This is a genomic window from Pseudomonas sp. CIP-10 (genome assembly GCF_020911845.1).
Lineage (GTDB): Bacteria > Pseudomonadota > Gammaproteobacteria > Pseudomonadales > Pseudomonadaceae > Aquipseudomonas > Aquipseudomonas alloputida.
The window spans coordinates 200,001-213,461 of record NZ_CP087160.1; the positions used below are offsets into that span (position 1 = coordinate 200,001).

8 protein-coding genes and 3 rRNA genes (1 of these 11 cut by a window edge) are annotated in these 13,461 nt (G+C 59.0%); 5 read left to right on the plus strand and 6 right to left on the minus strand.

Annotated features, from left to right (window positions below):
* The 3 genes from LMH93_RS00940 to rrf (LMH93_RS00950) form a co-directional block, all read left to right on the plus strand.
* Window positions 1–491: ribosomal RNA gene (locus LMH93_RS00940) — 23S ribosomal RNA — on the plus strand (it extends 2,402 nt beyond the left edge of the window).
* Window positions 492–622: 131 nt separating this feature from the next.
* Window positions 623–738, plus strand: a 5S ribosomal RNA gene (rrf, locus tag LMH93_RS00945).
* A 109-nt stretch (window positions 739–847) separates the two neighbouring features.
* Window positions 848–963, plus strand: a 5S ribosomal RNA gene (gene rrf, locus LMH93_RS00950).
* Between the two features lie 66 nt (window positions 964–1,029).
* Here the strand turns inward: rrf (LMH93_RS00950) and LMH93_RS00955 are convergent.
* The 4 genes from LMH93_RS00955 to LMH93_RS00970 all read right to left on the minus strand — a co-directional run bounded on the left by LMH93_RS00955 (window position 1,030) and on the right by LMH93_RS00970 (window position 5,870).
* Window positions 1,030–3,444: a TonB-dependent siderophore receptor gene (locus LMH93_RS00955; protein ID WP_182375462.1), complete on the minus strand. Its 2,415-nt coding sequence runs from the start codon at window positions 3,442–3,444 to the stop codon at window positions 1,030–1,032.
* Window positions 3,445–3,609: 165 nt separating this feature from the next.
* Window positions 3,610–4,566, minus strand: a complete 957-nt coding sequence (locus tag LMH93_RS00960) for a FecR family protein (RefSeq protein WP_230064766.1) — start codon at window positions 4,564–4,566, stop codon at window positions 3,610–3,612.
* Between the two features lie 4 nt (window positions 4,567–4,570).
* Window positions 4,571–5,074: a sigma-70 family RNA polymerase sigma factor gene (locus tag LMH93_RS00965; protein ID WP_003256011.1), complete on the minus strand. Its 504-nt coding sequence runs from the start codon at window positions 5,072–5,074 to the stop codon at window positions 4,571–4,573.
* Window positions 5,075–5,180: 106 nt separating this feature from the next.
* A complete protein-coding gene (locus LMH93_RS00970; RefSeq protein WP_003256010.1) occupies window positions 5,181–5,870 on the minus strand; it encodes a GntR family transcriptional regulator in 690 nt (229 codons plus the stop codon).
* A 203-nt stretch (window positions 5,871–6,073) separates the two neighbouring features.
* On the opposite strand from LMH93_RS00970, the gene lapG reads away from it, so the two are divergent.
* Together lapG and lapD are read left to right on the plus strand one after the other, a co-directional pair.
* Entirely contained in the window at window positions 6,074–6,835 is a 762-nt protein-coding gene (gene lapG / locus LMH93_RS00975) for a cysteine protease LapG (RefSeq protein WP_011953175.1), read from the plus strand.
* A gap of 10 nt (window positions 6,836–6,845) precedes the next feature.
* On the plus strand, window positions 6,846–8,792 hold the full coding sequence (gene lapD / locus LMH93_RS00980; protein ID WP_003256007.1) for a cyclic di-GMP receptor LapD: 1,947 nt from the start codon (window positions 6,846–6,848) through the stop codon (window positions 8,790–8,792).
* Window positions 8,793–8,947: 155 nt separating this feature from the next.
* On the opposite strand, the gene LMH93_RS00985 is transcribed toward lapD, so the two are convergent.
* Both LMH93_RS00985 and LMH93_RS00990 read right to left on the minus strand, forming a co-directional pair.
* Window positions 8,948–10,306 carry an HlyD family type I secretion periplasmic adaptor subunit gene (locus LMH93_RS00985; RefSeq protein ID WP_014859068.1) on the minus strand — a complete coding sequence of 453 codons (1,359 nt, stop codon included), beginning with the start codon at window positions 10,304–10,306 and terminating at the stop codon, window positions 8,948–8,950.
* A gap of 7 nt (window positions 10,307–10,313) precedes the next feature.
* Complete coding sequence (locus LMH93_RS00990; RefSeq protein WP_003256004.1) at window positions 10,314–12,470, minus strand: type I secretion system permease/ATPase; 2,157 nt, start codon at window positions 12,468–12,470, stop codon at window positions 10,314–10,316.
* Between the last annotated feature and the right edge of the window lie 991 nt (window positions 12,471–13,461).

Genomic DNA, 13,461 nt, shown 5'->3' on the forward strand with positions numbered 1-13,461 from the left:
GGCCATCGCTCAACGGATAAAAGGTACTCCGGGGATAACAGGCTGATACCGCCCAAGAGTTCATATCGACGGCGGTGTTTGGCACCTCGATGTCGGCTCATCACATCCTGGGGCTGAAGCCGGTCCCAAGGGTATGGCTGTTCGCCATTTAAAGTGGTACGCGAGCTGGGTTTAGAACGTCGTGAGACAGTTCGGTCCCTATCTGCCGTGGACGTTTGAGATTTGAGAGGGGCTGCTCCTAGTACGAGAGGACCGGAGTGGACGAACCTCTGGTGTTCCGGTTGTCACGCCAGTGGCATTGCCGGGTAGCTATGTTCGGAAGAGATAACCGCTGAAAGCATCTAAGCGGGAAACTTGCCTCAAGATGAGATCTCACTGGGATCTTGAATCCCCTAAAGGGCCGTCGAAGACTACGACGTTGATAGGTTGGGTGTGTAAGCGCTGTGAGGCGTTGAGCTAACCAATACTAATTGCCCGTGAGGCTTGACCATATAACACCCAAGCAATTTGCTGACGCAGATTGCGGTGGTGAAGACGAAAGACCCGAAAATTCGTAAGACCACAAATATCGCATATCCGGATTCGCTGGGCTGTCCATCTGGACATTCTGGCAACAGAATTTCTTGACGACCATAGAGCATTGGAACCACCTGATCCCATCCCGAACTCAGTAGTGAAACGATGCATCGCCGATGGTAGTGTGGGGTTTCCCCATGTGAGAGTAGGTCATCGTCAAGATTCATTTCGCAAAACCCCTATCTGCACATGCAGGTAGGGGTTTTGTCTTTAAGTAGGAACTACAGAGATTCGCAGGCGCGTCCGAGAGACGAGCCAGCACACAGAATTTCTTGACGACCATAGAGCATTGGAACCACCTGATCCCATCCCGAACTCAGCAGTGAAACGATGCATCGCCGATGGTAGTGTGGGGTTTCCCCATGTGAGAGTAGGTCATCGTCAAGATTCAAACCCAAAGCCCCTGTCTGCTATGCAGACAGGGGCTTTGTCTTTTACGGGTTTCAATATCGGTTAGAACTGATAGCTGACCGTGGCGCTCACATTGCGCTCTTCACCCATGTAGCAGTAGTTCAGGCTGGCACATGAGGTGATGTAGCTTTCATTGGTAAGGTTGTTGGCGTTCAAGCGCACATCCACACCCGTCAGGCCGACCTTGCCCAGGTCATAGCCGATCGAGGCGTCGAACAGGGTGTAGGAAGGCACCTTCATGCTGTTTTCCGCATCGACCCAGCTGTACCCCACATACCGCACCCCACCGCCCAGCCGCAGGCCATCCAGTGCCCCCTGGCGGAAGATATAGTCGGCCCACAGCGAGAGCATCTGTTTCGGCGCCTGAGTCGGCGAATTACCCTTGTTGTCCACGTTGCCTGAGACAAGGCTCGGCATTGACTTCGAATACTCGATATCGGTGAAGGTATAGCCACTCAGCAGTTTGAGGCTGTCGGTCAGCTGTACATGGGCCTCAAGCTCCAGCCCTTGCGAACGGACTTCACCGACGGGGCGATAGAAGTCTTCGTCAGGCTGTTTAGACGCCAAATTCTCCTGCTCGATGCGGAACACCGATGCGGTGAACAGGTTGTCGCTCCCTGGTGGCTGATATTTGATGCCGGCTTCCCACTGAGTGCCCTCCGTCGGTGCCAGCGGCCGGCCTTGCTGGTCGGACACGGTGTTCGGGTTGAACGACTCCGAGTAGCTGATGTAGGGCGCAATGCCGTTCTCGAACAGGTAGAGCACCCCTGCCCGGGAGGTGAACCTGGAGCGTTGATCACTGACCTTGCTGTCGCTGTCACGGTTCTCTTCGGACACCTTCACCCAGTCCTGGCGCAGCCCCAATGAAAAGCGCCACTGGTCCAGCTCCACCAGATCCTGCAGGTACACACCCGTTTGTTGCAAGCGCCGCTGGTAGCGGTTCTCGCCCAGTACCTGAAGATTGCCATTGCCGTACTGTGGATTGCCGGCATCCAGTGGGCCGACGGTGCCATAGCGCCATGCCACGTCGGCTTTGCGCCGCTGGTAGTCAGCCCCCAGTAGCAAGGTGTGTTTGGCCGCCCCGGTAAAGAATTCTGCCTGCAGCATGTTATCAATGATGTACGAATGCAGACGCTCGTCGCCGCCGGTATAGGCGCGATTTAACATGTTGCTGTCAACATCTGCCCAGCCGGCGGAGTACACCTGGTCCATCGACACGTCAGAATCCTGATAACGGAAGTTCTGCCGCGCTGTGAACACATCATTGAAGCGATGCTCAAACTGGTAGCTGAAGGATTGCTGCGTGCGCTCGTAGTTGTCGATGCTCGGCTCGCCTTCGAAGAAATGGTCTGACAGGCGCAAACCGTTGCGCTTGTGCAGCATGCCATCAGCAGGGTTACCGCCGTGGTACCCACCGTCAGGGTCGTGCTGCAAATAGGCCTGCAGCGTGAGTGAGGTGTCTTCGGTGAAGTCGACACTGATAGCAGGGGCGATGGCGTAACGTTCTTCCTTGTTGTGGTCGAACTGAGTGTCGGAAGCATCCGCCAAACCCGTCAGGCGATACGCAATGCGTTTGTCGTCATCCACAGGACCACTGAAGTCGAAGCCCACGCCACGCTGGCCCTGAGTACCTACCGTGGCCTGAACCTGATGGTAAGGGGCAAAGAGTGGCTTCTTGGTGGTCAGGGCTACCAGGCCACCCGGCGAGCTTCGCCCGTACAGTACCGAAGACGGTCCCTTGAGAATGTCGATGCGCTCAAGAAAGTATGGGTCTACCTGCATCGTGCTGTAGGTGCCGTTGTCGCCCATTGACTTGAGCCCATCGAGGTAGATGTTGTCCACCGAACCGTCGTTGAAGCCGCGCATGGCTACATAGTCATAGCGATGAGTGGCACCGTACGGGTTGGTCAGTACTCCAGGCGTGTAGCGCATGGCCTGGGCAACGGTCTGAGAGCCCTGATCGTCCATTTGTTGGCGAGTGACTACCGAGACCGATTGGGATGTCTCCACCAAGGGCATGCTGGTCTTGGTCGCCACCTGGCTGTGCGTGGCGTTGTAACCCTCCATGCTGCCCAGTGCGTTGCCGAGGGAGAAACTACGGATGTCGGTGTCTGGCAATGCCAGGGCGGCGTTCTGACGCTGTGCCTGCAGCACATAGTTACGTCCCCCCTGGCTGACGGCTTCCAGTCCGCTGCCATTTAGCAACTGGCGCAGCGCTTGATCGGTAGTGTACTGGCCCTGCAGTCCGTTGGAATGCAGGCCATCGGTCAGCTGAGGCGTGCTCGATAGGGTGATGCCGGCCTGACGAGCGATCTTGTTGAGCACATCGGTCAGTTGGCCAGCCGGTATTGCATAGTCATGGCTCACTTCGGCTGTGTCGGCCGCTACGGAAAGTTGCGGAGCAGTTGCCAGGCCCAGGGCGGTACCAAACAGAACAGCCCGGATGGCGTGGCGCAAGTGAGCTGATTGCAGGACTGGACGAATATCATTCGGGCTGAAAGTGTGGGTTAACACCGGGTTGGTAGGCATGAAGGGTCCGTTAAAGTGTCGAGGGCAGAAAGTGTTGCTTACTGTCCTAGCCGGACCTGGATTCAAAACCCGCCAGAAATCGATAACGCCTTATCAGGTCATGCTCTCTACATGCACCCACCAGCGTGTACGTCGACGAAGTCTTACGGGCAACGTCTGCGGTAGCAGCCGAAGCAGTTGTTCCGGGTCTTCGAGGCGGAACACCCCAGACAGGCGCAGGTCGGCAATCTCATTGCTGCAGCCCAGGTAACCATGGCGATAGCGGCTGACCTGCGCGAGGAAGTTGGAGAGGCGCATGTCCTGAGTGACGATCAACCCTTCAGTCCAGGCCATCGCATCCATCTCCATGTGCGCGAGCCGGTGCGCACCTTGAGCATCCAGGCGCCAGTTCTGGCCACCTTCGATCCACTGAAGTTGGCCAATACCAGGCCGGTGTATCGCCACTTTGCCGTGGCTGACGCTGACACGTGTGCAGTCGCTATCCTGATAGGCCACAAAGCGTCCTTCGAAGCCTTCCAGCAGCGCGTCGCGGGTTTGTACCAGCAGGGGATGCCGGGGGTTGCAGTTGATCATCAATTCCCCATGCTTCAAGCGGACCAGACGCTGTTGATCATGGAAGGCCAGGTCCACGGCACTGCAGGTATTGAGTTGCATCAGTGAGCCATCGGGCAGGGTGAAGACGCGTCGCTCGCCCGTGCCGGTGGCATAGTCTGACGTCCAGGCACTCACAGTATCGAGGTCTTTGGCCAGCCAGCTCGCAGATCCTGCCATGACAACGCAGCCCAGCAGCTTCAGCGCCTGTCGGCGGCGCAGGCGCTGCTGGCTGGTTTCCAGTGTCTGCAATGCCAGCCCGGCACCGGGAATAGCGCGCAGGTCAAGGTCCTGATGAAGGTGAACCACACGCTGCCAGGCCTGTTCGTTTTCGTGGTGGCTGCTGCGCCAATGCGCGCACTGTTGTTGCAGAGCTGGATCGTGCCCGCTTTCACGCAGCCGCAGCATCCACTGAATGGCCTGCCTGACCGTTTTTGTATCAGGGCGTGCGACGGTCATGGATTCAGCAGTCGTCTTCATAGCGCAGCACGTAGCAGTGATAGAGCGCATCGGCGATGTAGCGCTCAACGGTGCGCACGGAGATCCCCATCTGTTCGGCGATGGCCTGATGCTTCAGCCCCTCGCATTGAGCCAGCAGGAATGCGCGACGGACCTTGGGTTTGAGGCCGTCGAGCATGCGTGCAATACGCTCAAGCAATTCCAGCAGCAGCTCGCGGGTCTCGACTGAGGGGGCCAGTGCTTCCGGCACATGGGCCAAAGCCTCCAGGTAGGCCCTGTGCAGTTCCTCGCGGCGCCAATGATCGATCACCAACCCACGCGCTACCGTGCGCAGGAAGGCCCTGGGAGCATTCAGCTGCAATTGCTCACGACGCTGTAGCAAGCGGACGAAGGTATCCTGGGCGAGGTCAGCCGCATCGGCTGCGTTGCCGAGCTTGCTACGCAGCCAGGTATGCAACCAGCCGTGGTGGTCACTGTAGAGCGTTTGCACGGAATCGTTGCTGGGCATGGAGGAGGGCGCCGGCATCAATGGACGTTAATGATAATTAGTCTCATTGTTGGCGGAGCAAGATTAATTTGCAACCCATCAATTACCGCGTAAAGCCGGTAATGGGCTAACGCCCCAATTGCGTATCCAGGTAATTGCGGATCACCCGCGCCCCGCCATTGAGGTGCCGTTCCAGCACCGCTACCGCTTCGTCCACCAGCTTGTCGCTGGCTGCATCTACCAGTGCGTTGTGATCGTCCTGAGTGAGCTTGCCCAGGCCCATGGACGAAAGATGGAAACGCAGGAAGCGTTCTTCCTCGTTCAGTTCGTTCTCGATAAGGCGCAGTAGTTTCTTGTTCGGCGCCTTGCTGTACAGCGCCATGTGGAGCAGGCGGTTGAGGCGGCCAATTTCGGTGTGGCTGGTCTCGTTCTCCAGTTGCTGGATATACCCGCGGGCGCTGGCGATGTCGCTGGCATCAAGCAGCGGGATAGACTGGCGCAGCGCCTCGCTCTCGAGCAATACGCGAAGGGCATAGGTGTCCACTGCATCCTCGCCGATCAGCGGTGCAACGACGGCGCCCTTATGCATCTCCACCTTCAGCAGGGACTGCGCTTCGAGCTGGCGCAGGGCTTCGCGCACGGGCATGCGGCTAACGCCGTACAAGGTGGCGAGCTCTTGTTGGCGAACCGCAGTACCAGGGGGCAAGCGCCCATCGAGAATGGCGCTGCGCAGGCGTTCTTCGATCACGGCACGGGCCTGATGCGGCAACAACTGCTCGCTGGCCAGCACATTGCTCAATTTGATTTTCTTGGCCACGCGACGCCTGCCTCAACGATGACTATATTGGATCCAATGACACTAGTAACAGCTTGTGAGGGTGTCAAACCTGCACCCACACTGGTACGGGCGCCCCAAAAGCGCGGCTATGGTGGAGGAAGTCGCACGTCAAAGGAAGCTGCCTATAGAAAGATGTAAGCAGAAAGTATAGGCGGGCTGACAGCCGGGTGCGTGATTGCAGGGTGCCATTGTCTTTTGCGGTGGCAAGCCCCACCATCGCTGCTTTCGACTGGTCTGAACAGGGCTTCGCAGTGGCGATATCCTGGTTGCTCAAAACCGTAGTGCGATATGTCGGCTTTGCCGCGCTGCTGGGCAGCCTTCTGCTGGGCGGCTTGCACGCGGATTGGGATTTCTCCCAGATCAGCCGCAAGTCGCAGGCTCTGTACGGCCCACTAGGTGCCGGGCAGGGGCGCATCGATGCCTGGCAGAGCCTGATGGCCACGCAGAAGCAGGGTACCGAGCTTGAACGGTTGCAAGTGGTCAACCGCTTCTTCAACCAGCAATTGCGTTATGTCGAGGATATCGATCTGTGGCATGAGGTCGACTACTGGGCCACACCTGTGCAGGCACTGATCAAAGGTGCAGGGGACTGCGAGGATTACGCCATCGCCAAATATTTCAGTCTACGGCGCATGGGAATCCCCAGCGAAAAACTGCGCATCACCTACGTCAAGGCGCTGCGGCAGAACCGGGCACACATGGTCCTGACCTATTATTCAAGCCCACAGGCCCAGCCTTTGGTGCTGGACAGTCTGATGGATGCCATCAAGCCGGCAAGCCAGCGTACCGACCTGCTGCCGGTGTACGCCTTCAATGGCGAGGGGTTGTGGCTGACGGGCGCCGCAGGGAACAAGAAGGTTGGTGATACCAAGCGGCTGTCACGCTGGCAGGATTTGTTGAAGAAAATGCAGGCCGAAGGGTTCCCGGCCGAGCCGGTTTACTGAAGGAGCACAGATGTCACTGTTCAAACAATTGCTGTTGGCCATTTGCCTGTTCCTGGTGGTCGCCTTCAGTGGCAGTTTCATGGTCAGCCTGGAAAGCTCGCGCAGCCAATACGTCAACCAGCTGCGCTCGCACGCCCAGGATGCGGCCACCGCGCTGGCGCTTTCGCTGACGCCGAATATCGACGACCCAGCGATGGTCGAGCTGATGGTCAGCTCGATTTTCGACAGTGGTTACTATGCAAGCATCAAGGTCGTCGACCTGGGTTCCAATGCCGTGCTGGTGGAGCGTCATGCCGAGCCAGACCCTGGCGGTGTGCCGCTTTGGTTCGTGCGCCTGATCGGCCTTGAGGCCGCCGGCGGCGATGCAATCGTCAGTCGTGGCTGGCAGCAGGCCGCGCGCGTTGAAGTGATCAGCCACCCGATGTTCGCCATTGCCAAGCTTTGGCAAAGTGCCTTGGGCAGCCTGGGTTGGTTGCTGTTGTGCGGTGCGGCCAGTGCCGTGCTCGGTGCTTTGCTGTTGCGTCGCCAGTTGAGGCCGCTGGACTACATGGTCGAGCAATCCCACGCTATTGCTCGCCGCGAATTTCTCAGCCTGCCAGAGTTGCCACGCACGCCGGAGCTACGCCGCGTAGTGCAAGCGATGAACCAGATGGTCGAGAAACTCAAAGCCCTGTTCACCGAGCAGGCCGAGCGCAGTGAGCGGCTGCGTGCGGAGTCCTACCAGGACAGCCTGACCGGGCTGTCGAACCGCCGCTATTTTGAAATGCAGCTGAACAATCGGGTAAGCAACCTGGAAGACGCGCGCGCCGGCTACCTGCTGTTGCTGCGGGTTCAGGGCCTGGCTGGCCTGAACGCCCGCCTTGGCGGCCAGCGTACCGACCAGTTGCTGCAAGCGGTAGGTGAACAGCTGCGTCGTACTTGTGCCAGCTACCCGGAAACCAACGACCTCATTTCCCGCAGCCGCGGCGGTGAATTTGCAGTGCTGGCACCGGGCATGGTGCATGAGGAGGCCGTACACCTTGCCCAGGCCCTGGAGGCAACGTTGCAGAGCCTGCACGAAACGGGGGCCAGTGATATAGACCCGGTGGCTTGTATAGGCCTGGCACCATTCAGCCCTGGTGATTCACCACAGGCATTGCTGAAGCTCGCCGACGAGGCTCTGGCCCGCGCTGAGAACCAGCCAACGCCGGGCTGGGTATGCCTTGAGCAAGGTGTTGCTGCGGTTGCCGCAGATAGCCAGCATGCCTGGCACGAACGGCTCGACCAGGCGTTTATCAATGGGCATTTCGAGTTGTTCTTCCAGCCAGTGATGGAGTGCGCGTCCTCGCAACGGGTACTGCACCACAAAGTTATTTCGCGTTTGCGCGATGGCCAGGGCGAGGCCTTGCCGGCGGGCCGCTTCCTGCCTTGGCTGGAACGCTTCGGCTGGATGCCGCGGCTGGATGTGCTGGTGCTGGAGAAAGTGTTGGCGCACCTGCGAGGGCATGACCAGGTGCTGGCGTTGAACCTGTCCGCCGCCACCCTGGCCGACCCCAAGGCCCTTCAACGCATTTTCGAGCTGCTGGGCCAGAATGCGGCGCTCGGCCCGCGGCTGGTTTTTGAAATTGGCGAGGAGCAGTTGCCTGAGCAGGCAGCATTGGAGCAACTCACCCGGCGCCTGCATGGGCTAGGTTTCGGGTTGGCTTTGCAACGCTTCGGTGGGCGCTTCAGCATGATTGGCAACCTGGCGCACTTGGGCCTGGCGTACCTGAAGATTGACGGCAGTTACATCCGCAACATCGATCATGAGCAGCACAAGCGGCTGTTCATCGAAGCGATCCAGCGTGCGGCGCATAGCATCGACCTGCCGCTGATTGCTGAGCGAGTCGAGACGGAAGGGGAGCGGTTGGTGTTGCTGGAGATGGGAGTAGGCGGGATTCAGGGGCAACTGGTGGGTGAGCCTGCGCCTTGGCGCTGAATGGCCTCTCGCGCGCCGCTGTAGGAACAGCCTAGAGCCGCAAAAGGGCCGCATAGCGGCCCCAGGTTCACGTAGCGATGTGCAGGGCTGCTTGTACAGCCCTGTCGCGACACGAGGCCGCTCCTACAGCAATGGCGAAACCAGCAGGTCGGCTATCACCGCTCGCGCAGCGCTTCCGAGCGCGCCTTCATGATCGGCTTGAGCAGGTAGCTCATGATGGTTTTCTTGCCTGTCATGATGTCCACCGTCGCCACCATCCCCGGAATGATCAGCAGTGGCTTCTCATCAGTCCCCAGGTGGCTGCGATCAGTGCGCAGCTTGATCAGGTAATACGTAGTCTTCTTGTCTTCATCGGTAATGGTGTCGGCGCCAATCTGCTCTAGCTTGGCCTTGAGCCCACCGTAGATGGTGTAGTCATACGCGGTGAACTTGACCGTCGCTTCCTGGCCAGGGTGCAGGAAGGCGATGTCTTTGGGCAGGATCTTTGCCTCGATGACCAGCGTGTCGTCCAGTGGCACGACTTCGATGATATCGCTGCCTGGCTGGATTACCCCGCCAATGGTGTTCACTAGCAGTTGCTTGACGATACCGCGTACTGGCGAAGTGACAAGTGTGCGGTGCACCCGGTCGTCCAGCGCCTTGCTGGTGGCGGTAGCCTTGTTCAGTTCGGTGCGTGCCTCGTTCAGCTGGGTCAGCGCTTCACTTCGGAACTTGCCACGCGTCTCTTCGATCTTGCTTTGCACCTCGCGGATGGCCGCCTCTGCGCGCGGGATCGCCAGCGCAGTGGAGTCCAGCTGACCGCGGTTTTCCACTTCAGCACGGCGCAGGCGCAGCACTTCAACCTGGGAAATCGCGCCGGTTGCCACCAGCGGTTCGGACATACTGATTTCCTTGCGCAGCAGCTCAAGGCTGTTGGCGTACTGGGTGCGCTTGGAGCTGTATTCGCGCAGTTCCTGCTGGCGTTGGACCAACTGCTGTTGCAGGCCGCCAATTTCGTCCTGCAGTTGCTGGCGCCGGCTCTGGTACAGCGACTCCTCACTGGCCGCCTGGTTTGGCGCGGCTTTACGCAGCTTTTCGTCGATTATCAGCGGGCTGTCCTGTACCTCGGCACTCAAACGTTCGACCCGCAGGGCCATGGCCAGGCGGTCAGCCTCGGTTTCACCAACGTTGGAGGCGAAGCGGGTTTCATCCAGGCGCAGCAATGGCTGGCCCACTTCGACGATCTGCCCCTCCTTGGCGAAGATTTCGGCGACGATGCCGCCCTCCAGGTTCTGGATCTTCTGTACCTTGGAAGAGGGAATGGCCTTGCCTTCACCCCGCGTAACTTCGTCGATGGGCGCAACGCTGGCCCATACAATCAAGAATACGAAGAACAGGATCACGCCCCAGATGGTCAGCCGCACCACCCGCGGTGCATCTTCGATCAGGGCTTTGTTTACCTCGGGCAGCGGCTGGCCGCCAAGCGAGTCGCTGCCTTTGAAATAGCGCCGCAGGCCGTCCTTGAACTGCCCCATATCCAGCTTATGCAACACTGATCTGCCCCTTCTTCAGTGCATCCATGACCGCGGCTTTCGGGCCGTCGGCGACAATCTGCCCGCGATCGATCACGATCAGCCGGTCTACCAGTGACAGCAACGAGGCACGGTGCGTGACCAGCAGTACCGTCTTGCCCTCCACCACCGCCTGCAGGCGCTGCTTGAGGCGTTCTTCACCGGTGTTGTCCATGGCGCTGGTCGGCTCGTCCAGCAGCAGGATCTGCGGGTTGAGAAGCAGCGCACGGCCCAAGGCGACGTTCTGCCGCTGGCCGCCGGACAGGTTCTGCCCGCGTTCACCCACTTGCAGCTCGTAGCCGTCGGGGTGCAGCCGGGCGAATTCATGTACGCCCGCCAATTCAGCGGCCTGCAGGATCAATTCGTCCTCAATGTAGCGGGCGCCGCTGACCAGGTTGTCACGCAAGGTGCCGGCCAGCAGCTGGATGTCCTGTGGGACGTAGCCGATGTTGTGGCGCAGTTCGCTGACATCGATCTGGCGAATGTCGACGCCATCGACCAGCAGCGAGCCACCATCGGCCTCGTACAGGCCGACAATGAGCTTGGCCAGCGAGCTCTTGCCCGAGCCGCTGCGACCGATGATGCCGACCTTCTCGCCAGGGCGGATGGTCAGGTTGATATTCTTCAGGGCCAGGTTCTGCTGGTTCGGATAAGTGAAGTCGACACCGCGGAACTCGACGCTGCCCTGTAGCACCTTGCGGCTCAGCGGGCGCTCTTCGAAGTTGCGCTCTTGGGGTAGATCCATCATGTGGTCGGTGGAGACCATGGTCACCTTGGCTTGCTGGTAGCGGGCGAGCAGGCCGTTGAGTTGGCCCAACGGGCCGAGGGCGCGGCCGCTGAGCATGTAGCAAGCCACCAGGCCGCCCATGCTCAGGTTGCCGTCGATGATCAGGTACACGCCGACGCAGATCATTGCCACGCCTGCCAGTTGCTGGATCAGCAGGGTGATGTTCATCGCCAGGCTCGACAGCACTTTCACGCGCAGTTCCAGCCGGCTCAGGGTGCCGAGGGTTTGCTCCCACATATACTGGCGTTCGCTTTCGGCGTTGTTGACCTTTACCGCATCCAGACCCGCCAGGGTTTCGATCAGGCTGGACTGGCGCTCTGATGCCAAAGCCATGGTCCGCTCCATGGTCGCCATCAGTGGCCGCTGCAGGGCGTAGCCGATGCCCAGAGCCAGCGGGAAAGCGATGATCGGTATCCACACCAGGTGCCCGCCAATGATGGCGATGACGATCAAAATCAGGATGGTAAAGGGCAGGTCGATCAGGCTGGTCAGGGTCAGCGAGGCGAGGAAGTCGCGCAGGCCCTGGAACTCGTGAATGTTCTGGGCAAAGCTGCCGACCCGCGCCGGCCGGTACTTCATCGACATGCCGACGATACGTTCAAACAGCGTTGCCGAGATGATCAGGTCGGTCTTCTTGCCTGCCAGGTCCAGGCACAGGCCGCGAAGGCCTTTGAGGATCAGGTCGAAGATGTACGCGCCGGCGATACCGATGGCCAGTACCCAGAGCGTCGAGGTGGCCTGGTTTGGCACCACCCGGTCATACACGTTCATCACGAACAGCGGCGCGGCCAAGGCGATCAGGTTGATCACCAGGCTGGCGGCGATAGCGTCGATATACAACCACTTGCTGCGCAGCAGGGTGTCGCGGAACCACGACTTCGCGCGTGGGATGAGGTTGCCGTGGTTGACATCGAACTTGTGCTGCGGCTGCGCGAAGAACACGCGGCCGCTGTAGTCGCTTAGCAGTGCTTCGCGGCTGACGTGCACCTCGCCACCGTCGCTCTCGCTGAGTAGCAGGCGCGCGGTGTCATCGTTCTCCCAGCCGAGCAGGACGGCGCTGCGGCCCTCCTTGAGCAGCAGCATGGCCGGCATGGCGATACTTGGGATCTGCTCCAGCTTTCGCTGAAGCAGGCGCCCCTGCAGGCCTGCCCGGGCTGCAGCGCGGGGCAGCAGTTCAGGGCTCAGGCGCTGGGCGGGTAGCGGTAGGCCTGTTGTCAGCATGACCCGGCTGGCGGGCTTCTGGTGCAGGACACACAGGCTCAGCAGACTATCCAGCAGGGGATCGTCATGCTGACTGCGTGGATCGTGGCTGAGTTGGACTCGACTGACTTCGGATTCCACGCGGCGCTCTCTTCATCCTTGTGGTGGGTGGGGTGGGTGTGCCGTCGTTAAGGTCGGGTCGGCTCACCCTGGCTCTCTATTGGTACGGCAAAGCTGTGCTGATTAGGGTTATCACGCCCCGGTGCTTGAGCAGCTGGCCAATGTTCGCCTTGAATCGGTGTTGAGTAAACAATTCTACGTGCTTCATTTTCACCAGACTTAGCGGGGCAATGATTGTTTCATTTTTGATCCAGCCATCATCCGGCTTGTTGCAGCATAGCCTGCCACTCAGCCAAGGGAAGCAAGGGCTGTGGGTTCCAGCTTAGTCATTGTCAGTAAACAGGCGCTGGTTTGTTGGCGCATATCCGTGGCTTGTTAGTCAAAATTCATCTATAGAAAGCAGATCCTTTGCTTTCTTGCATTCAATATTCGCAAGCGATTTCCCATGATAGGGAGGCCAGTATTTGCGCACTCGTACGCCATGTCTTTGATTTGCGACAAATCGCTGCTTGTGGCTTGCGCAGCGTTGAAAGCCTGGTGTGCCTCGAGCGAGCAAGCGCTCCCGGGTCATGCTGGTTATCGACCTCTGCCTGGCCGCATTCCGGCAAGGTTTGTGCTTATTCGGCAATCAGTGTCCGGGCATTTGACAGTGATCTGGATATTGACGCCAGTAATGCTGACATTGCCGAAGGAGGACAGTCTCGCCGCATGATTTACGGGTGTTGAGGTGTATGAAAAAGTGCTGGAGCTGACGGCTTAACACCCTTTAGATGATGTAAGACATTTGTCCTAAGGAAACGCTTGGCTAAGGTACAAATATCAATGTGACATTACATTGCCGATTGTTTAGGATGGCATGTATAAGGTCAATAGTTTGGCAGTTAGGCAATTCCAAAAAGTTATAGACGGAATATTGACGTCAAAAATCGTCAAGAGATCATCGACATAGTTCCGCCTGAAGTGGCTAGCAAGCGCCGCTCTGGCAGGGAAGTACCCATCGGGTCACACGGAG